Source organism: Pseudomonas sp. KK4 (assembly GCF_001984065.1).
Lineage (GTDB): Bacteria > Pseudomonadota > Gammaproteobacteria > Pseudomonadales > Pseudomonadaceae > Aquipseudomonas.
Genome location: NZ_LYVP01000096.1, coordinates 1 through 20122 on the forward strand (window position 1 = coordinate 1; position 20122 = coordinate 20122).

At 61.9% G+C, this 20122-nt stretch carries 21 protein-coding genes and 1 pseudogene; 10 read left to right on the plus strand and 12 right to left on the minus strand.

What is annotated here, in order from left to right:
- The 6 genes from B0W55_RS23105 to phnP form a co-directional block, all read left to right on the plus strand.
- A partial coding sequence (locus tag B0W55_RS23105) for an alpha-D-ribose 1-methylphosphonate 5-phosphate C-P-lyase PhnJ (protein ID WP_077048225.1) occupies positions 1-626 on the plus strand: 626 nt, incomplete at its 5' end.
- Positions 623-1429: a phosphonate C-P lyase system protein PhnK gene (gene phnK, locus B0W55_RS23110; RefSeq protein WP_077048226.1), complete on the plus strand. Its 807-nt coding sequence runs from the start codon at positions 623-625 to the stop codon at positions 1427-1429. The genes B0W55_RS23105 and phnK, both read left to right, overlap by 4 nt.
- The gene (phnL, locus tag B0W55_RS23115) at positions 1429-2148 is read left to right on the plus strand and encodes a phosphonate C-P lyase system protein PhnL (RefSeq protein ID WP_077048227.1); all 720 of its coding nucleotides are present in this window, start codon (positions 1429-1431) and stop codon (positions 2146-2148) included. The genes phnK and phnL overlap by 1 nt, the downstream gene beginning before the upstream one ends.
- A complete protein-coding gene (locus B0W55_RS23120; RefSeq protein ID WP_077048228.1) occupies positions 2138-3283 on the plus strand; it encodes an alpha-D-ribose 1-methylphosphonate 5-triphosphate diphosphatase in 1146 nt (381 codons plus the stop codon). The genes phnL and B0W55_RS23120 overlap by 11 nt, the downstream gene beginning before the upstream one ends.
- On the plus strand, positions 3283-3849 hold the full coding sequence (phnN, locus tag B0W55_RS23125; RefSeq protein WP_077048229.1) for a phosphonate metabolism protein/1,5-bisphosphokinase (PRPP-forming) PhnN: 567 nt from the start codon (positions 3283-3285) through the stop codon (positions 3847-3849). Before B0W55_RS23120 ends, phnN begins: the two co-directional genes overlap by 1 nt.
- A complete protein-coding gene (gene phnP / locus B0W55_RS23130) occupies positions 3840-4589 on the plus strand; it encodes a phosphonate metabolism protein PhnP (protein WP_077048230.1) in 750 nt (249 codons plus the stop codon). Before phnN ends, phnP begins: the two co-directional genes overlap by 10 nt.
- Here the strand turns inward: phnP and B0W55_RS23135 are convergent.
- The 3 genes from B0W55_RS23135 to B0W55_RS23145 form a co-directional block, all read right to left on the minus strand.
- Positions 4586-5161 carry a PIN domain-containing protein gene (locus B0W55_RS23135; protein ID WP_077048231.1) on the minus strand — a complete coding sequence of 192 codons (576 nt, stop codon included), beginning with the start codon at positions 5159-5161 and terminating at the stop codon, positions 4586-4588. The two genes, phnP and B0W55_RS23135, sit on opposite strands and share 4 nt — an antisense overlap.
- On the minus strand, positions 5158-5625 hold the full coding sequence (locus B0W55_RS23140) for a helix-turn-helix domain-containing protein (protein WP_077048232.1): 468 nt from the start codon (positions 5623-5625) through the stop codon (positions 5158-5160). Before B0W55_RS23140 ends, B0W55_RS23135 begins: the two co-directional genes overlap by 4 nt.
- A gap of 84 nt (positions 5626-5709) precedes the next feature.
- The gene (locus B0W55_RS23145; RefSeq protein WP_077048233.1) at positions 5710-6597 is read right to left on the minus strand and encodes a LysR family transcriptional regulator; all 888 of its coding nucleotides are present in this window, start codon (positions 6595-6597) and stop codon (positions 5710-5712) included.
- A 319-nt stretch (positions 6598-6916) separates the two neighbouring features.
- Here B0W55_RS23145 and B0W55_RS23150 point away from each other — a divergent pair.
- A pseudogene (locus tag B0W55_RS23150) lies at positions 6917-7130 on the plus strand (type II toxin-antitoxin system HicA family toxin).
- Positions 7130-7534: a type II toxin-antitoxin system HicB family antitoxin gene (locus tag B0W55_RS23155; RefSeq protein WP_077048234.1), complete on the plus strand. Its 405-nt coding sequence runs from the start codon at positions 7130-7132 to the stop codon at positions 7532-7534. Before B0W55_RS23150 ends, B0W55_RS23155 begins: the two are co-directional and overlap by 1 nt.
- A gap of 86 nt (positions 7535-7620) precedes the next feature.
- Here B0W55_RS23155 and B0W55_RS23160 read toward each other — a convergent pair whose 3' ends face one another.
- Positions 7621-8826: an MFS transporter gene (locus tag B0W55_RS23160; RefSeq protein ID WP_077048235.1), complete on the minus strand. Its 1206-nt coding sequence runs from the start codon at positions 8824-8826 to the stop codon at positions 7621-7623.
- A 225-nt stretch (positions 8827-9051) separates the two neighbouring features.
- On the opposite strand from B0W55_RS23160, the gene B0W55_RS23165 reads away from it, so the two are divergent.
- The gene (locus B0W55_RS23165; RefSeq protein ID WP_175645546.1) at positions 9052-9681 is read left to right on the plus strand and encodes a hypothetical protein; all 630 of its coding nucleotides are present in this window, start codon (positions 9052-9054) and stop codon (positions 9679-9681) included.
- 175 nt (positions 9682-9856) lie between these two features.
- Here B0W55_RS23165 and B0W55_RS23170 read toward each other — a convergent pair whose 3' ends face one another.
- The 8 genes from B0W55_RS23170 to gcl all read right to left on the minus strand — a co-directional run bounded on the left by B0W55_RS23170 (position 9857) and on the right by gcl (position 19465).
- The gene (locus B0W55_RS23170) at positions 9857-10852 is read right to left on the minus strand and encodes a sulfate ABC transporter substrate-binding protein (protein WP_077048236.1); all 996 of its coding nucleotides are present in this window, start codon (positions 10850-10852) and stop codon (positions 9857-9859) included.
- A gap of 93 nt (positions 10853-10945) precedes the next feature.
- Complete coding sequence (locus B0W55_RS23175; protein WP_077048237.1) at positions 10946-11770, minus strand: ion transporter; 825 nt, start codon at positions 11768-11770, stop codon at positions 10946-10948.
- Positions 11771-11791: 21 nt separating this feature from the next.
- Positions 11792-12706, minus strand: coding sequence for an urea transporter (locus B0W55_RS23180; RefSeq protein WP_077048238.1), 915 nt, complete (start codon positions 12704-12706; stop codon positions 11792-11794).
- Positions 12707-12855: 149 nt separating this feature from the next.
- Complete coding sequence (pyk, locus tag B0W55_RS23185; protein ID WP_077048239.1) at positions 12856-14271, minus strand: pyruvate kinase; 1416 nt, start codon at positions 14269-14271, stop codon at positions 12856-12858.
- Positions 14261-15541 (minus strand): glycerate kinase, encoded by a 1281-nt coding sequence (locus B0W55_RS23190; protein ID WP_077048240.1) that lies wholly within the window; start codon positions 15539-15541, stop codon positions 14261-14263. The genes pyk and B0W55_RS23190 overlap by 11 nt, the downstream gene beginning before the upstream one ends.
- A 155-nt stretch (positions 15542-15696) precedes the next feature.
- Positions 15697-16590: a 2-hydroxy-3-oxopropionate reductase gene (locus tag B0W55_RS23195; RefSeq protein WP_077048241.1), complete on the minus strand. Its 894-nt coding sequence runs from the start codon at positions 16588-16590 to the stop codon at positions 15697-15699.
- Positions 16591-16730: 140 nt separating this feature from the next.
- Positions 16731-17513 carry a hydroxypyruvate isomerase gene (gene hyi, locus B0W55_RS23200; protein ID WP_077048242.1) on the minus strand — a complete coding sequence of 261 codons (783 nt, stop codon included), beginning with the start codon at positions 17511-17513 and terminating at the stop codon, positions 16731-16733.
- Positions 17514-17689: 176 nt separating this feature from the next.
- The gene (gcl, locus tag B0W55_RS23205; protein ID WP_077048243.1) at positions 17690-19465 is read right to left on the minus strand and encodes a glyoxylate carboligase; all 1776 of its coding nucleotides are present in this window, start codon (positions 19463-19465) and stop codon (positions 17690-17692) included.
- A 268-nt stretch (positions 19466-19733) separates the two neighbouring features.
- On the opposite strand from gcl, the gene B0W55_RS23210 reads away from it, so the two are divergent.
- Positions 19734-20122: heme-binding protein (locus B0W55_RS23210; protein ID WP_077048244.1), on the plus strand; the 389-nt coding region annotated here is incomplete at its 3' end.

A 20122-nucleotide genomic window follows, 5' to 3' on the forward strand; every position in this document is an offset into this window, starting at 1 on the left:
CCACCAACGCCGTGTCGATCCGCCGCTTTTTCGCCCGTACCGCCGGTGTCGCCACCACTGAAAGCACGCCGGATGCGACGGTGATCCAGACCCGCCACCGTATTCCGGAAACGCCGCTGCACGCCGATCAGATCATGGTGTATCAGGTGCCGATTCCCGAGCCGCTGCGCTTTATCGAACCCTCGGAAACCGAGACCCGGACCATGCACGCCCTCAACGATTACGGGGTGATGCACGTCAAGCTGTACGAGGACATCGCCACCTTCGGCCATATCGCCACTGCGTATGCGTACCCGGTGATGGTCGACGAGCGCTACGTGATGGACCCCTCGCCGATCCCCAAATTCGACAACCCCAAGCTCGACATGAGCCCGGCGCTGATGCTGTTCGGCGCCGGTCGCGAGAAGCGTCTGTACGCGGTGCCGCCGTACACCCGGGTGGTCAGCCTCGACTTCGAGGATCACCCCTTCGAAGCCCAGCAATGGGAAGAGAACTGCGCGATCTGCGCCAGCCATGACTCGTTCCTCGACGAGCTGATCATCGACGACGCCGGCAACCAGCGCTTCGTCTGTTCCGACACTTATTACTGCGCCCAGCGCGTCAGCCAGCAGGAGCAGGGCCAATGAACCAGGCGCTGAAGAACGAGTTGTCCGTGTCCACCGAACCGCTGCTGCAAGTGCGTGACCTGTCGCTGCTGTACGGCCCGGAAAAGGGTTGCCAGGACGTCAGCTTCGACCTGTACCCCGGCGAAGTGCTGGGGATTGTCGGCGAGTCCGGCTCGGGCAAATCGACCTTGCTGTCGCTGCTCAGCGGGCGCCTGCCGCCGCAACGCGGGCGCATCGGTTACCGCGACAAGCAGGACCAGTGGCTGGACCTGTACAGCGCCAGCGAAGCCGAGCGCCGCACCTTACTGCGCACCGAATGGGGCTTTGTCGAACAGAACCCCCGGGACGGCTTGCGCATGGGCGTGTCGGCCGGGGCCAACATCGGCGAGCGCCTGATGGCCCAGGGCATACGCAACTATCAGCAACTGCGCGGCGCGGGCCTGGACTGGTTGAGCCAGGTGGAGATCGACCCGCAGCGCATCGACGACTTGCCCCGGACCTTCTCTGGCGGCATGCAGCAACGCCTGCAAATCGCCCGCAACCTGGTGTCGAGCCCGCGCCTGGTGTTCATGGACGAGCCCACCGGTGGCCTCGACGTTTCGGTGCAGGCGCGCTTGCTCGACCTGTTGCGCGGCCTGGTTCGCGAGCTGGACCTGGCGGTGGTGATCGTCACCCACGACCTGGCGGTGGCGCGGCTGCTGGCCGACCGCCTGATGGTGATGCGCCGTTCGCGGGTGGTGGAGACCGGCCTGACCGATCAGATCCTCGACGATCCGCAGCATCCCTACTCTCAACTGTTGGTGTCTTCGGTGTTGCAGCCATGATGAATACCTTGATCGAGGTCCGTGACCTCTCGAAAACCTTCACCCTGCACCAGCAGAACGGCGTGGTCCTCAACGTGCTGCGCGGGGTGGATTTCAGCGTGGCGGGCGGCGAATGCCTGGTGTTGCACGGCCAGTCCGGCGCCGGCAAGAGCACCTTGCTGCGCACCCTGTACGGCAACTATCTGCCGGCGGGCGGCAGCATTCGCGTGCAGCACGACGAGCAATGGCTGGAGCTGGTGGGCGCCGAGCCCCGGGACATTCTGCAGGTGCGCCAGCGCACCCTGGGTTACGTCAGCCAGTTCCTGCGGGTGATCCCACGGGTGGCCTGCCTGGACGTGGTCATGGAGCCGGCGCTGGCCCGCGGCTGGTCCAGGTCCCTGGCGCAATCGCGTGCCGAGCTGTTGCTCAGCCGTCTGAACATTCCGCAACGCCTGTGGCAACTGGCGCCCGGCACCTTCTCCGGGGGTGAGCAGCAGCGCGTCAACATCGCCCGCGGTTTCATGGTGGCGTGGCCGGTGATGTTGCTCGACGAACCCACCGCATCGCTGGACGACAGCAATCGTCAGGTGGTGCTGGACCTGATGAACGAAGCCAAACACGCCGGTGCCGCACTGATCGGCATCTTCCACGACCGCGTCGCCCGCGAAGCGGTTGCCGATCGCCATCTCGACATGACCCCAGTCGCCGTCAGCCAAGAGGAATACGCCGATGCCCGTTGAACAGATCCTCAGCAATGCCCAACTGGTCACCGCTGACCGCGTGTTCTGCGGCACCGTGCTGCTGCGCGACGGACTGATCGCCGAGGTGGCCGAGGGCCCGAGTCGCTTGCCCCAGGCCAAGGACCTCAACGGTGATTACCTGCTGCCGGGCCTGGTGGAGTTGCACACCGACAACCTGGAAAAACACATGACCCCACGTCCCGGCGTGGACTGGCCGTCGCGTTCGGCGGTGCTCAGCCACGATGCCCAGATCATCGCGGCGGGCATCACCACGGTGTTCGACGCAGTGTCCATCGGCGACGTGAACCCCAAGGGCAACCGCATGCAAAAGCTGCCGGCGATGCTCGAGGCCATCTCCAGCGCGTCCGAGGCCGGTCTGACCCGCGCCGAGCATCGCCTGCACCTGCGCTGCGAGCTGTGCCACCCCGATACCCTGAGCGTGTTCCGCGATCTGGTGGAAAACCCGCTGGTGCAACTGGTGTCGGTGATGGACCATTCGCCGGGTCAGCGCCAATTCGTGCTCGAGTCCAAGTACCGTGAGTACTACATGGGCAAATACCACCTGACCACCACGCAGATGGACGAATTCATCACCTTGCAGATGGCCAACTCGCGGACCTACAGCGACCGCTATCGCGCGGCGATCGTCGAGCATTGCCTGGCCCGTGGCCTGTCGGTGGCCAGCCACGACGACGCGACCCTGGCCCATGTCGAGGAATCGGCGCGCTACGGCATGACCATCGCCGAGTTCCCGACCACCGTGGAGGCCGCGCGCGGCTGCCGCGATCACGGCATGAAAGTGTTGATGGGCGCACCGAACATCGTGCGCGGCGGGTCGCACTCGGGTAACGTGGCGGCCGCTGACCTGGCGGCCCAGGGGCTGCTGGATATCCTGTCCAGCGACTACTATCCGGCCAGCCTGCTGCAGGCGGCCTTCGTGCTGTCAGCCCAGAGCGAGCGCATCGGTTTGGCCGAAGCGGTGCGCATGGTCAGTCTGAACCCGGCGCGGGCCGCCGGTCTGATCGATCGCGGCGAGATTGCGCCGGGCCTGCGTGCCGACCTGATCCAGGCGCGCAGTTCGGACGGCCTGCCAGTGATCCAGCAAGTATGGCGACAAGCGAAGAGGGTGTTTTGATGTCAGGCAGGTTGATCTATCTCATCGGGCCGTCAGGTTCGGGCAAGGACAGCCTGCTGGATGCCGCACGAACGCGTTTGGCCGAACGGGGCTGCCGCATCGTGCGGCGGGTCATCACCCGTTCGGCGGAGGCGGTGGGCGAGGCAGCGCTGGGGGTCAGCCTGCAGCAGTTCACCGAGATGCAGGCTCAGGGTGCGTTTGCCCTGAGCTGGCAGGCCAATGGCCTGGCCTACGGCATCCCGCGGGAGATCGACGATTGGCTGGCGGCGGGGGACGACGTGCTGGTCAACGGTTCGCGCGGGCATCTGCCGCAGACCCGCGAACGTTATCCCGATGTGCAGGTGGTGTTGCTGACGGTGGACACCGCGGTGTTGCGTCAACGCTTGCTGGCCCGGGGGCGCGAGTCCATGGCCGAAATCGAACAGCGACTGGCGCGCAATGATCGCTTTGGTGAACGCTTGCTGGCTGAAGACCCGAACGTGCACCTGCTCGACAACTCCGGCGCGCTTGCAAATACGGTCGAAGGCTTGCTGGCCTGCATCGGCGAGCATCCGGCATGCGCCTGACACTGCTGGGCACCGGCGATGCCCGACAGGTGCCGGTCTATGGCTGCGAATGTCAGGCTTGCGTACGGGCGCACATCGACGAACGCTGGCGCCGACGCCCCTGCTGCGCGCTGATCGAATGCGGCGACCAGCGCTGGCTGATCGACAGCGGCCTGCCCGACCTCACCGAGCGCTTCGCCCCGCGCAGCTTCAACGGCATTTTTCAGACCCACTACCATGCTGACCATGCACAGGGGTTGTTGCACCTGCGCTGGGGGCAGGGGCTGGTGATTCCGGTGCACGGGCCGGTCGACCCGGAGGGGTTGGCGGACCTCTACAAACACCCGGGCATTCTGGATTTCAGCCGGCCGTTCGAGGCGTTTGAAACTCGCTTGTTTGGCGAATTGAGCGTGACGGCGTTGCCGTTGCAGCACTCCAGACCCACCCTGGGGTATCTGCTGGAGGGCGAAGGACGGCGCATCGCCTACCTCACTGATACCGTTGGCCTGCCTGACAACACCTTGGCGCATTTGCAACGCGAGCCATTGGATTTGCTGGTGCTCGACTGCTCGATGCCGCCGCAACCGCAGGCACCCAGGAATCACAACGATTTGAACCTGGCGCTTGCGTGCATCGATCAACTGCGCCCGGTGGCGGCAGTGTTGACCCATGTCGGGCATACGCTGGATGCGTGGTTGATGGAGCATCGGGGGACGTTGCCGGGGAATGTGAGTGTGGGGTTTGATGGTTGCGTGCTTTAGAGCATCGCCCGGTAATCGTTCAGAGCCTTGGCGGATCGAACCAGACCTTGACGGGACAAAAGGTCCAGATAGGTACTTACATCCATTGGGGGCGTTTTCAATTGATTGCGTTGTTGGCGCGCGGCTGAAATCACGGCGGCGGAATCGAGATCAATCAGGTTGTCGACGAACTCGTCAGGGTGCTGGGCTTCGATGCCGTAAGGGCCTAAGGCCAAACAGGGGAAATCCTTCTGATTGAAGGTCACGATGACACTGGCGTTGCACCTAATGGCGGCAGCCAACACGTGTCGATCGTTGATGTCGGGCAGTGTCAGTGCCTTGATCAATTCTTCGTAATCGCAGACACAAGCGTCGGGTATGGCGATATCCATCAGCTCTGAGGTGCGATCCAGCTGTTGAACAGTCAGATCCGGACGGTTTTTCAACAGATTGCGTTTCCATTCGTCGTGAATCTCCTGTGTCCATCGCGCCCGAAAAAGACCGGAGAGTGCGAGCCACATCAGTAAGTCTCTCAACAGCGCGGGGTAAAGAACGCAAGCGTCGTAAACAGCGGTAAAAGAAGATTGCCTCACTCGTATCCTGTCCTTAACGCCTGTGCTTGCTCGGCGAGTAGCATCATTGCCTGCTCGCTGGCTGCGTCGCGCTGGTTTTTATAGTCCATCAAATCGGCAAAACGCACACGTCGGTGCTTGCCGGTTTTGTGGTAGGACAAGTCGCCGGACTCGAGCAGTTTGATCAGGTGTGGGCGTGAGACATTCAGCAAGTCGGCAGCTTCCTGGGTGGTTAACTCCGCATGAACCGGGACGACTTTGACGGCATTTCCTGCAGCAAGCTCTGCCAGGATATCAGCCAGTAGTCGCAGTGCCGAGGTAGGCAGTTCGACGGTATGACCTTCATTTTGTTCGTCGAAGATTTGGATGCGTTGGGTTTCGTACTGAGTGGCGAGGTAGGCGGCCAGCACGCGCTGACCCTCGATCGCAGCCCGAACTTCACGCTCTACGGGCAGATTGATTGGCGGGTGAAGGACGGTGGGCATGGCGGTTTCCAATAGTCTGAATTGTCGATTTCCGAAGGCTATTCGAATTAAACGAAAATCGCAATAAACGAAACAGTCGAAAATTCAGGCAGTTTTGGCAATCACACCTTCCACATATTCCACAAACGCCCGCGCCTTCGCGCTGGCCATTCTTCCTGTCGGAAACACCGCCCAGAGATCCTGATTCGGCAACGCCCAATCGCTCATCACCTCCCGGACCACGCCACTGGCCAGCTCCGGCGCGAACATCCACTGCGACGCCATGGTCAGCCCGAGGTGAGCCAGCACCGCTTCACGCAGACCTTCGGCGGCGTTGACGCGGATGCGGCCGCTGATGGTCACCGGCTGTGCTTCACCGTCCCTGTCGAACTGCCAATGGGCGCCTCCGCCCAGGCTGTAGACCACCGCCTGATGACTGCTCAGATCATCCGGGCAGGAAGGTTCGCCGTGTTGTTCAAAATAGGCCGGTGTACCCAGCACCACTCGCCGGCATTCGGCGATTTTGCGGGCGGTGAGCCCGGAGTCGCTCAGCACACCAAGGCGCAGGGCAACATCGACGCCTTCTTCCACCAGATTGACGTTGCGATCGTCGAGCATCAGGTCGATGTTCAGTTCAGGGTTTTGCTCAAGAAACCGGCCCAGGTGCGGAACAACGTGCATGCGCCCGAAGGTCACGGCGGCGCAAATGCGCAGGCTGCCTGTGAGCCCGCTGGCAGCACCGCGAGCGGCATTGTCCGCCTCATCCGCTTCTTCAATCGCACGCTTGGCCCGCTCGAAAAACGCCAGCCCGGCTTCGGTGGGCGTCAGGCCTCGGGTCGAGCGCAACAACAGCCGGACCGCCAGTCGGTTTTCCAACTGGGCGATGGTTTTCGATACGGCAGGCTGGCCGATATTCAGACGCCGTGCGGCTGCGGAAAACGAACCGGTTTCCACCACGTAGACGAAGGTTTCCATTGCGGCGAGGCGATCCATCCTATGTCCTTATGCAATGTTGAAAATTGTGGAGATCCAGTGTGGGAGCGGGCTTGCTCGCGAAGAGGTCGGTGCATTCAACACAGATGCTGACTGACCTGACGCTTTCGCGAGCAAGCCCGCTCCCACAGGATGCATGTGTACCTGGGCTAATCGGCAGGGCCGAGCAGGTCCAGTGCATGCACCGAGGTATCCGCCACGCTCATGATCATGTGATCACACGCTGTAAAACAACCGAACATCGTGATCCGGGTTTTTGTGCTTGAGTAAATATAACTCCAGGGTTACTTTTATTAAGGCCGAAGCAAGGAGGCGGATGGTGCAGAGCAGGCTACTGATCAAGGAGTTGATGGAGGCGGGCTGGATTTTTGGACCGGGTCACAGGCAGTCATCACATCTTCACCCACCGTTACAACCCGTTCACCATTCCCGTACCCCATCCGAAAAAGGATTTACCGGTCGGGACGGTCAAGAGCATCAGGAGGCGAGCCGGGCTTTACTACCCGCCAGGCAGTTACGCAGGAGATCCATAATGCAATATCCAATCTGTATCGAGTGGGGCGATGAGCACACCGCCATCGGTATTCAGATCCCCGATATTCCAGGCGCGGTTACCGCCGGGGATACTTTTGAAGAGGCGTATAACGCGGCGGTCGAGATCGCGCACATCCTGCTGCAGGAGATTGCGGCCAGCGCGCAGACGATTCCGATGCCGACGTCCGCCGCCGAACATCGAGGCAATCCTGAGTTTGCCCATATGGGATGGGGCATGCTGGAGCTGGATATCTCGCCCTATCTGGGCAAGACCGAAAAGGTCAACGTCACGCTTCCCGGTTACGTGATTCAGCGAATCGACCGCTATGTGCGCGAGCACAATGTCAAAAGCCGCTCATCGTTTCTGGCGGATGCGGCGATGGAGAAGTTGGTTCGCTCTTGAGGGTGGCCGTTGAAACGCCATCGCGGGCAAGCCACGCTCCCACGGAAACCTGTAGGAGCGGGCTTGCCCGCGAAGCTTTTGGCGGTTTAAGCGGTCGCCAACGAAGCCTTCTGCGAAACACTCAGGAACCGCACCAGCGCCAGCAATGGAAACGCACTGCCGACCACCACGATCCACAACCAGCCGCCATGCTCATACACCGCACTGGCCACTGACGAGCCGAACGCACCGCCGATGAAAATGCTGGTCATGTACAACGCATTCAGACGGCTGCGGCTTTTGGCGTCGAGGGCGTACACCGCGCGTTGGCCGAGCACCATGTTCATCTGCACGCAGAAATCCAGCACCACGCCGGTCACCGCCAGGCCGATGACGCTGTAGGCCGGGTGGATGAACGCCGGCAGGAAACTCAAGCTGGCGAACACCAGCGCCAGCAGCGACGCCATGCGGGTATGGCCGGCATCGGCCAGGCGACCGGCGATGGGCGCGGCGATGGCGCCAATGGCACCGACCAGGGCGAAGAGGGCGATCTGCGATTGCGACAGGCCATGGTTGCGCGCCAGTTCCAGCGGCACAGCGGTCCAGAACATGCTGAAGGTGGCGAACATGCAGCCCTGGTAAAACGCACGCTGACGCAGCACCGGTTGCCGACGCAACAGGGTCCACAACGAGCCGAGCAACTGCCCGTAGGAGGCGCTGTGGTCCGGTTGGCGCTTGGGAATGGTCACCGCCAGCACGATGCTGATCGCCGCCATCAACAGTGCCGCGATAACGAACATCGCACGCCAGCCGAAGTGATCGGCCACCACGCTGGACACCGGCCGCGCCAACAGTATCCCCAACAGCAACCCGCCCATGATCCCGCCCACCACACGGCCACGGGACTCTTCCGGCGCCAGGTGCGCGGCCAATGGAATGAGGATCTGCACCGACACCGAACTGAAGCCCACCAGCAGCGAGATCAGCAAGAACACATTGGGCTGATCGGTAAACGCCGCGCCCAGCAGACTGGCAATCGCCACCAGGGTGGTGATGATCATCAGGCGGCGGTTTTCCAGCAGATCACCCAGCGGCACCAGGAAGAACAGGCCCAGTGCATAGCCAATCTGGGTCAGTGAAACGATGAAGCTGGCCAGGGTGTTGCTCAGGCCGACGTCCGGCGCGATCAGGCCGATGATCGGCTGCGCGTAGTAAATGTTGGCCACGATCGCGCCGCAGCAGAAGGCGAACAGCAGCACCATGCCTCGGGTCATTGTTGCGGTGCCGTGGGGCACTTGAGTTGTTCGATTCATAACCTGTCTCGCTGAACTGGAGGGAATGCGCGCAGGCTAAAGGCCCGGTCATTGCGGCGGAAGTGGGACTGGGGTGATAGCAGTCATTCCGTTGCGGAATGAGTGGCGAACGTGCGTTGGGCAAGCGCTGCGTGAAATTTCATGACTCGATGATACATTCACTTACATCTTGTTCGATAGCGTGCTTATGTTCCCTTTCCACGCTGGGCTCAGGAGGGCACTTCCATGAATTCGATGTTCCGCCAGTTTGTTCGCATTGTTTCGGTGGTCAGTTTGATGGGCTTGTTTTCCGTTGGCATGGCCCTGGCGCAAGACGCACCGGGCTTGCGCATTGGTGTACGCGGCGAGATCACCGGCGTCAGCCCCGACGCCCTGAAAGTCCACGCCAACAGCGGCGAGAACGTGGTCATCCACTTGGTACCCGACACCAAGGTCCGCGCCGTCACCCTGGCCAATATCGAAGACATCAAGCCCGGCAGCTACATAGGCTCGGCCGCCGTTCCACAAGAGGATGGCACCCTCAAGGCGCTGGAAGTTCATGTGTTCCCGCCCGAACTGGCGGGCAGCGGCGACGGTCATCGGCCCTTTGATTTGGTCAAGGGCAGCAGCATGACCAACGGCAGCGTCGGCGACCTGGTGGTGAGCAATGGCCGGGTGCTGACCGTCAACTACAAGGGGGGCCAACAGAAGATCCTGGTGCCGGAGGATGTGCCGATCGTCAACCTGATGCCAGGGGATCGCAGCTTGTTGAAAGTGGGGGTGAAGATCGTCACCTTTGTCACCCAAAGTGCTGATGGCACGCTGACGGCGCAGTCGATTTCGGCGGGCAAAGATGGCGTGACACCACCGATGTAACGCCGTGCGCAACCCCCAGAGTGGGAGCGGGCTTGCTCGCGAAGGGGGCATGTCAGGCGCTATGGTTTTGACTGATACACCCCCTTCGCGAGCAAGCCCGCTCCCACAAAGGTTTTTCATCGGCCACAGAAAAGGCGACCTATCGAGGTCGCCTTTTTCATGAAGCGCTCAGGGATTACTGGGCGTAGATCTGATCAAAAATCCCGCCATCATTGAAGTGGGTTTTCTGCACGGTGCGCCAGTCGCCGAAGGTTTTCTCCACCGACAGGAAGTCGACTTTCGGGAAGCGGTCGGTGTACTTGGCCAGGACCGCCGGGTCACGCGGACGCAGGTAGTTGGCCGCAACGATTTCCTGACCTTCCGGCGACCACAGGTACTTCAAGTATTCCTCGGCGGCGGCGCGGGTGCCTTTCTTGTCGACGGTTTTGTCGACCACCGATACCGGTGGCTCGGCTTCGGCGGAGACGCTTGGGTAGATCACTTCGAACTGGTCGCGGCCAAACTCGCGGGCAATCATTTCCGCTTCGTTTTCGAAGGTCACCAGCACGTCGCCGATCTGGTTGGTCATGAAGGTGGTAGTCGCCGCACGGCCACCGGTATCGAGCACCGGCGCCTGCTTGAACAGCTTGCCGACGAAGGCCTTGGCCTTGTTTTCGTCGCCGCCGTTCTTCAGCACGTAGCCCCAGGCCGACAGGTAGGTGTAACGACCGTTACCCGAGGTTTTCGGGTTTGGCACGATGACTTGCACGCCATCCTTGAGCAGGTCCGGCCAGTCTTTCAGGGCTTTCGGATTGCCCTTGCGCACGATGAACACCGTGGCCGAGGTGAACGGCGCGCTGTTGTTCGGCAGGCGGGTAACCCAGTTGTCCGGGACCAGTTTGCCGTTGTCGGCCAGGGCGTTGATGTCGGTGGCCATGTTCATGGTGATCACGTCGGCCGGCAGGCCATCGATGACCGAGCGCGCCTGTTTGCTCGAGCCGCCGAAGGACATCTGCAGGGTGATGTTTTCGTTGTGCTCGGCTTGCCAGTGCTTCTGGAACGCAGTGTTGTAGTCCTTGTAGAAATCGCGCATCACGTCGTAGGAAACGTTGAGCAGGGTCGGGGCGGCCTGGGCCACGCTGGTCAGGGCCAGGCCTGCGGCCAGTAGTGAAGCGCCAAAGAGTTTTTTCACTGCGAATTCCTTGTTCTATTCAAATATTGAGGCAATTTGCCAGCGACTATAGCCGGGCTTGCATAGGCCTTTAAAGATTAAAAAGCACTTTGCTTATTCCAGTTTCCGGAACAGCGCATTGCCGCAGCGCGAGCAGAACGCGGCACCGTGTTCATGGCTGTTTTTCTTGCACACCGGGCAATCATGTTGCAGCTGTTCGCCGCGCATGGCATTGGCCAGTTCGGCGGTGAAAATCCCGGTGGGTACCGCGATGATCGAATAACCGGTGATCATTACCAGCGACGAAATCACCTGGCCCAGTGGGGTCTTGGGCACGATGTCGCCAAAGCCCACCGTGGTCAGGGTCACGATCGCCCAGTAGATGCCTTTGGGAATGCTGGTAAAGCCATGTTCGGGGCCTTCGATCACGTACATCAGCGTGCCGAACACCGTCACCAGGGTGCAGACGCTGACCAGGAACACCACGATCTTCTGTTTGCTGCCGCGCAGCGCCGACATCAGGTAGTTGGCCTGCTTGAGGTACGGGCTGAGCTTGAGCACGCGGAAAATCCGCAACATCCGGATGACCCGGATGATCAGCAGGTACTGCGCGTCGGAGTAATAGAGGGCGAGGATGCCGGGCACGATGGCCAGCAAATCCACCAGCCCGTAAAAACTGAAGGCGTAGCGCAGGGGCTTGGGCGAGCAGTACAGCCGCAGGATGTACTCGCCGAGGAAAATGATCGTAAAACCCCACTCGATATAGGCCAGCACATCGGCGTAGTTCTTGTGGATGGTGTCGATGCTGTCGAGCATCACGATCACCAGGCTGGCGAGGATGATCAACAGCAAAATGCCGTCGAAGCGCCTGCCGGCCTTGGTGTCGCTCTGGAAAATCATGACGTAGAGCTGTTCACGCCAGTTTTTGCTGCTGTCCATGGATAACGCCTGACTCGAAGATCAGCGCAGCCTAGGTTGATTCTCCTCAGGAGTGCAAGGCGCAGTGGCGATCGTGGCTTTGCCGAGCACTTGGATCAGTGTGCGCAGCAGCCAACAGGCGAGGATGAACGGCGCGGTCAGGGTAGGCATGCCGGCCGCGGCAAACATCGGCGTCAGCAGCAGTGCCAATGCGATGCCGAGCAATGGCAGCCATGGCTGCTGGCGCCGGGCGCTGAAAGCCAGGGCGGCGAGTACGGCGTTATAGCTACCGAGGCCGAGCAATGCGGTGTAGAAATCCTGGTGCAGCAGGCTCCAGCCCATGCCTGCGACCGATGCCAGCAATGCCCAGCAGAATGCGCGGCGATCGGCGATCCACAACCCGGCGGCAATCATCGCACCGGCCAGCGGATGACCGAGGAACATCACCTGGCCCAGGCCTTTGAGCGGGGCGGCGAGCATGTTCAGTACGCTGACCTCAATCAGATGCGCCTGGGTCGAGGGGGTGGCAAAGCACAGCAGTACCCAGCTCAGGAGTACAAAGGGTGCGGTGCAGGCGGGCAGGAATTGGCTGAGCCGTACGCGCTTGACCCACTGTTGAGTGATCATCGCACTCAGGCCACCGGCGGCCAGGATCAGCAGCGGCATCATCGCCGACCAGGGGAAATACAGGCTCAGCAGCAGGCCTAGCAGCACGCCGTTGTAACTGAACAGCCCGGCCTGGCGATCGGCCTTGGCATAGCCGCGACGTTGCGCGGTGAGCAACCCGGCGACACCGCCGAGCAAGGCACCGCCGAGCAGGGCGGGGGCGGTGAACAAAATGGCCAGCAGGCACAGCAGGCCGCACAGCGGATGGCGCTGGAGGAAGATTTGGCTGAAGCCGTTGAGCAAAGCTTCGGCCCAGTCGGGGCAGTGGGTGTTGAAGTGGTTGGCAGGCATGGCAGTTCTGAAAAGTCAGTGAAACCGTGTCACCTCCTTCGCGAGCAAGCCCGCTCCCACAGTTGATTTGTGTACACCACAAATTCAATGAATGAACAAAGATTCATTGTGGGAGCGGGCTTGCTCGCGAAGAGGCCGGTGAAGGCGCTCTAGATCAACGTCTCGATACGCAACGAGTTAGTCGACCCCGGCTGCCCAAACGGCACACCTGCGGTAATCAATAAGGTATCGCCGCGCTGCGCCATGCCCTGGGCCTGGGCGATTTCCAGGGCCGTGGAGCACACTTCATCCACCTGACGCAGCCGATCATTGACCACCGAATGCACGCCCCAGGCCACGGTCAGGCGGCGAGCGGTCGACAGGTTCGGCGTCAGGTTGAGGATCGGCACCGTCGGCCGTTCCCGCGCCGCGCGCAAGCTGGAAGTGCCCGATTCGCTGTAGTTCACCAGCACCGCCACCGGCAGCACGTTGCTGATGCGGCGGATCGCGCAACTGATCGCGTCGGACACCGTGGCTTCGGCCTTCGGTCGGCTGACGTCGAGCTGGGCCTGATAGTCCGGACCGTTCTCCACCTGGCGGATGATCTTGCTCATCATCTGCACGGCTTCCAGCGGGTACTCGCCGGACGCGGTTTCCGCAGACAGCATCACCGCGTCGGCGCCTTCGGCCACGGCGTTGGCCACGTCGGTGACTTCGGCGCGGGTGGGCGCCGGGGAGAAGCGCATCGATTCGAGCATCTGCGTGGCCACCACCACCGGTTTGCCGAGCTGGCGGCAGGTGCTGATGATGTTCTTCTGGATCTGCGGCACGCTTTCGGCCGGCACTTCCACACCCAGATCGCCACGGGCGACCATGATCGCGTCACTCAATTCGGCGATTTCCCGCAGTTGCTCGACCGCCGATGGTTTTTCGATCTTGGCCATCAGGAACGCCTTGTCGCCGATCAGCGCACGGGCCTCGCGGATGTCTTCGGGACGTTGCACGAAGGACAAGGCCACCCAGTCCACACCCAGTTCCAGGCCGAAACTCAGATCGCGGCGGTCCTTGGCGGTCAGTGGGCTGAGGTCGAGCACCGCTTGCGGCACGTTCACGCCTTTGCGGTCCGACAGTTCGCCGCCGTTGAGCACGGTGGTGTCTATCGCGTCGCTGTATTTGGTGACCACCCTCAGGCGCAGCTTGCCGTCGTCCAGCAGCAGGTCCATGCCTGGCTCCAGCGCGGCGATGATTTCCGGATGTGGCAGGTTGACCCGGCGTTCATCCCCCGGCGTGGCGTCCAGATCCAGGCGCAGGGCCTGACCGCGATGCAGTTGCACCTTGCCGGCGGCGAACTTGCCGACCCGCAGTTTTGGGCCTTGCAGATCCATCAGGATGCCCAGCGGATAATTCAGCTGGCGCTCGACTTCACGAATCCACTGATAGCGCTGGGCGTGGTCGGCGTGATCGCCGTGGCTGAAGTTCAGGCGAAAGATGTTGACCCCGGCCTGCACCAGTTCACGGATGTCGTCGATCCCGTCGATGGCGGGGCCCAGGGTGGCGAGGATTTTGACCTTTTTGTCAGGCGTCATGTTTAGGGCTCTCGAGAATCAGGATGGCGCGGAAATCGTTGACGTTGGTGCGGGTCGGCTCGGTGACGATCAGTGCATCCAGCGCCTGGAAGTAGCCGTAGCCATTGTTGTTGTCCAACTCGTCGCTGGCGCTCAGGCCCAGGTCGGCGGCGCGGGCGTAGCTGTCCGGGGTCATGATCGCGCCGGCGTTGTCTTCGGAGCCGTCGATGCCATCGGTGTCGCCGGCCAGGGCGTAGACGCCGGGCAGGCCCTTGAGGCTGTCGGTCAGGCTCAGCAGGAATTCGGCGTTGCGCCCGCCACGGCCATTGCCGCGCACCGTCACGGTGGTTTCGCCGCCGGACAGGATCACGCAGGGCGCCGCCAGCGGCTGGCCATGCTGGACGACCTGGCGAGCGATGCCGGCGTGCACTTTGGCCACTTCTCGGGATTCGCCCTCCAGGTCGCCGAGGATCAGCGGGCTGAACCCGGCCTGGCGGCATTTCACCGCTGCCGCTTCAAGGGATTGTTGCGGACGGGCGATCAACTGGAAGTGACTGCGGGCCAGGCTCGGGTCGCCGGGTTTGACGGTTTCCGATTCCGGGCTTTGCAGCCAGGTGCGCACCGACGCCGGGACTTCAATGTGGTAGCGCTTGAGGATCGCCAGGGCTTCGGCCGAGGTGCTTGGGTCGGCCACGGTGGGGCCCGACGCGATGACCGTGGCGAGGTCGCCCGGTACATCGGAAATCGCGTAGGTGTAGACAGTGGCCGGCCAGCAGGCCTTGCCCAGACGTCCACCCTTGATCGCCGAGAGGTGCTTGCGCACGCAGTTCATCTCGCCGATGGTGGCGCCGGATTTGAGCAGCGCTTTGTTGATCGACTGCTTGTCGGCCAGGGTGATGCCGGCTGCGGGCAGGGCCAGCAACGCCGAGCCGCCACCGGAGAGCAGGAAGATCACGCGGTCGGATTCGCTCAGGTTGCTGACCAGTTCGAATACGCGCTTGGCGACGGCCTGGCCGGCGGCGTCCGGCACGGGGTGCGCGGCTTCGACCACTTCGATTTTTTCGCAGGGTGCGCCGTGGCCGTAGCGCGTCACCACCAGGCCGGACACTTCACCCTGCCAGCAGCGCTCGACCACCTGGGCCATGGCCGCCGCGGCCTTGCCGGCACCGATGACGATCACTCGGCCGCTGCGGTCGGCGGGCAGATGGGCTTCGAGGACTTGCTGAGGATGGGCCGCGTCGATGGCTGTGGCGAACAGCTCGCGCAGGAATTGTTGCGGATCGACCGACATGGCGGGCTCCCGGAATTCTTGTTATTGGAAGGGGCAACTCAGGTCCAATGTGGGAGCGGGCTTGCTCGCGAAGGCGGACATGCATTCAACGCAGAGGTTGCCTGATCCACCGCTTTCGCGAGCAAGCCCGCTCCCACATGGGTTTTGTGCAGGGCTTACTTCTTGTCGCGAATCGAGAAGTTGGCCATGTGTTCCAGACCCTTGATCAGTGCCGAGTGGTCCCAGTTGCTGCCACCGATGGCCGCGCAGGTGCTGAACACTTGCTGGGCGTTGGCGGTGTTGGGCAGGTTGATGTTCAGTTCCTTGGCGCCCTGCAGGGCCAGGTTCAGGTCCTTCTGGTGCAGGCTGATGCGGAAGCCCGGGTCGAAGGTGCCCTTGATCATGCGTTCGCCGTGCACTTCGAGGATCTTCGACGAAGCGAAACCGCCCATCAGCGCTTCACGCACCTTGGCAGGGTCGGCACCGTTCTTCGAGGCAAACAGCAGCGCTTCGGCCACGGCCTGGATGTTCAGCGCGACGATGATCTGGTTGGCCACTTTCGCGGTCTGGCCGTCGCCGTTGCCACCGACCAGGGTGATGTTCTTGCCCATGGCCTGGAACAGCGGCAGGGCGCGTTCGAAGGCGTCGGCGTCGCCACCGACCATGATGCTCAGGGTCGCCGCCTTGGCGCCGACTTCACCGCCGGATACCGGCGCGTCGAGGTACTGCGCGCCTTTTTCGTTGACCTTGGCCGCGAAAGCCTTGGTGGCGGTCGGCGAGATCGAGCTCATGTCGATCACGACTTTGCCTCTGCCGACACCGGCAGCAATGCCGTCGGCACGGAACAGCACGTCTTCGACCTGTGGGGTATCCGGGACCATGACGATGATGAATTCGGCTTCTTGTGCCACTTCTTTCGGGTTGGCCAGGGCGATGGCGCCGGCAGCGACCAGATCGGCAGGCGCGGCGTCGTGGTGTGCCGACAGGAACAGGCTGTGACCGGCTTTCTGCAGGTTTGCCGCCATTGGGTGGCCCATGATGCCGGTGCCGATGAATCCGATTTTAGCCATGAGAAATTCCTCTTGTTTTTCTGGTTATCTGTAGGAGCGAGCTTGCTCGCGATGGGCGTTAACGATAATGAGGGCTGTATGATGCCCCGCGTTGTCTGGGCCTACATCGCGAGCAAGCTCGCTCCTACAGGGGAAACAGTTCAGATCGCGTTATGGGTTTTGAGCCAGCCCAGGCCTGCTTCGGTGGTGGTCAGCGGCTTGTACTCGCAGCCCACCCAGCCCTGATAGCCGATGCGGTCCAGGTGTTCGAACAGGAAGCGGTAGTTGATTTCACCGGTGCCCGGTTCGTTGCGCCCCGGGTTGTCGGCCAACTGGATGTGGTTGATCTCGCCCAGGTGCGATTGCAGGGTGCGGGCCAGGTCGCCCTCCATGATTTGCATGTGATAGATGTCGTATTGCAGGAACAGGTTGGCACTGCCGACCTGCTCGCGAATCGACAGGGCTTGCGCCGTGTTGTTCAGGTAGAAGCCGGGGATGTCGCGGGTGTTGATCGCTTCCATCACCAGTTTGATGCCCGCCGCCTGCAGCTTGTCGGCCGCGTACTTGAGGTTGGCGACGAAGGTTTTTTCCACGGTGGCATCATCGATGCCCTGCGGACGAATACCGGCCAGGCAGTTGACCTGGGTGTTGCCCAGCACTTGCGCGTAAGCGATCGCCAGGTCGACCCCGGCGCGGAATTCTTCAACGCGGTCCGGCAGGCAGGCAATACCGCGCTCGCCCTTGGCCCAGTCACCGGCCGGCAGGTTGAACAGCACTTGGGTCAGACCGTTGGCGTCGAGCTTGGCCTTGATTTCGGCGGAGCTGAAGTCGTAGGGGAACAGGTACTCGACACCACTGAAGCCGGCCTTGGCGGCCGCTTCGAAACGGGCGAGGAAGTCCTGTTCGGTGAACAGCATGGACAGGTTGGCTGCGAAACGCGGCATGGTGGTCTCCCGTAAATCTTGTGAGGTTCCCCTTGTAGGAGCGAGCCTGTGTGGCGAGGGAGCTTGCTCCCGCTGGGGCGCGGAGCGGCCCCAAAAGCTTTACGACTGCTTCGCAGCCGAGCGGGAGCAAGCTCCCTCGCCACATGGCTAGCTCCCACATCGGGAGCGGTCAGCTGTTAATCGAGCAACGAAATCGCCGTCGGTGCGTCGTTGCCGACCAGCGCCAGGTCTTCGAATTCGTTGACGGCGTTGATCTCGGTACCCATGGAAATGTTGGTCACACGCTCCAGGATAATCTCGACGATCACCGGCACCTTGAACTCTTCGATCATTTCTTCGGCCTTGCGCAGGGCAGGGGCGATGTCGGACGGTTCGAACACGCGCAATGCCTTGCAGCCCAGGCCTTCGGCGACCGCGACGTGATCGACGCCATAACCGTTGAGTTCCGGCGCGTTCAGGTTATCGAAGGACAGCTGCACGCAGTAGTCCATTTCGAACCCGCGCTGCGCCTGACGGATCAGACCCAGGTACGAGTTGTTCACCACGACGTGGATGTACGGCAGCTTGAACTGCGCACCCACCGCCAATTCTTCGATCATGAACTGGAAGTCATAGTCGCCCGACAGTGCAACGACCTTGCGGGTCGGGTCGGCCTTGACCACGCCCAGCGCCGCCGGAATGGTCCAGCCCAACGGGCCGGCCTGGCCGCAGTTGATCCAGTGACGCGGCTTGTAGACGTGCAGGAACTGCGCGCCGGCAATCTGCGACAGACCGATGGTGCTGACGTAGCAAGTGTCCTTGCCGAACACCTGGTTCATCTCTTCGTAAACGCGCTGTGGCTTGACCGGCACGTTGTCGAAGTGAGTCTTGCGCTGCAGGCTGGATTTGCGCTGCTGGCAGTCTTGCAGCCATGCACTGCGGTTTTTCAGTTTGCCGGCGGCTTGCCATTCACGAGCGACTTCGATGAACACGGTCAGCGCGGCGGCAGCGTCGGAAACGATGCCCAGGTCCGGTGTAAACACGCGGCCGATCTGGGTGCCTTCGATGTCGACGTGAATGAACTTGCGACCTTCGGTGTACACGTCGACCGAACCGGTGTGACGGTTGGCCCAGCGGTTACCGATGCCCAGCACCACGTCGGATTTCAGCATCGTGGCGTTGCCGTAGCGGTGCGACGTCTGCAGACCGACCATGCCGACCATCAGCGGGTGATCGTCGGGGATGGTGCCCCAGCCCATCAGGGTCGGGATGACCGGGATGCCGGTCAGTTCGGCGAACTCCACCAACAGGTCGCTGGCGTCGGCATTGATGATGCCACCGCCGGCAACCAGCAATGGGCGCTCGGCTTGATCGAGCAAGGCCAGGGCCTTTTCCACCTGAACGCGGGTCGCGCTTGGCTTGGCCAATGGCAGCGGCTGGTAGGCATCGATATCGAATTCGATTTCTGCCATTTGTACGTCGAACGGCAGGTCGATCAGCACCGGGCCTGGACGGCCGGAGCGCATTTCATAGAAGGCTTTCTGGAACGCGTAAGGCACCTGGCCTGGCTCCAGAACAGTGGTCGCCCACTTGGTCACTGGCTTGACGATGCTGGTGATGTCGACTGCCTGGAAGTCTTCCTTGTGCATACGGGCGCGGGGTGCCTGGCCGGTGATGCAGAGGATCGGGATCGAGTCGGCCGAGGCGCTGTAGAGCCCGGTGACCATGTCGGTGCCGGCAGGGCCGGAGGTGCCGATGCACACGCCGATGTTGCCGGCCTTGGTGCGGGTGTAGCCCTCGGCCATGTGCGAGGCGCCTTCAACGTGGCGAGCGAGGACGTGATCGATGCCGCCGACCTTTTGCAGGGCGGAGTACAGCGGGTTGATGGCGGCACCCGGGATGCCAAAAGCGGTATCAACCCCTTCACGGCGCATCACCAGAACGGCGGCTTCGATTGCTCTCATTTTGCTCATGGTTTTGTGCCTCTTTACGTTTTGTAATTGTATACAAGTGGCTTTGCGCAGAGTGTATTCACGGCGGACGGCGCAGGTCAATCCATTTTCTCAAGCAACCGTTTCATTCGTCGGAAGCCCAATCTACTGTGGCTTTTCGTCGCATGTGGCGCTTTTCGAGAATTATTGTATACAAAAATATAATTCATTGTGTTCTATTTGTTGCATCGAGCTGCGTCACAAAAGCGCAGCCCAACGGCTTTCCGAACAACAAAATGAGGACGGCACCATGAGCGCTTTAACCTTGAAAGTCGCAGTCAACCTGGTCAACGAGGCCATCAACGCAGGGCGGGCCATCTCCGCGGCGCCCCTGACCATCGCGGTACTGGACGCCGGCGGGCACCTGATCACCCTGCAACGCGAAGACGGCGCCAGCCTGCTGCGCCCCCAGGTCGCCATCGGCAAAGCCTGGGGCGCCATCGCCCTGGGCAAAGGCTCCCGCCTGCTGGCCCTGGACGCCCAACAACGCCCAGCCTTCATCGCCGCGCTCAACAGCCTGGGGCAGGGCAGCGTCGTGCCGGCACCGGGAGGTGTGTTGATCCGCGATCAGGCAGGGAATGTGCTGGGGGCGGTGGGGATCAGCGGGGATTTGTCGGATGTGGATGAGCAGTGTGCGAT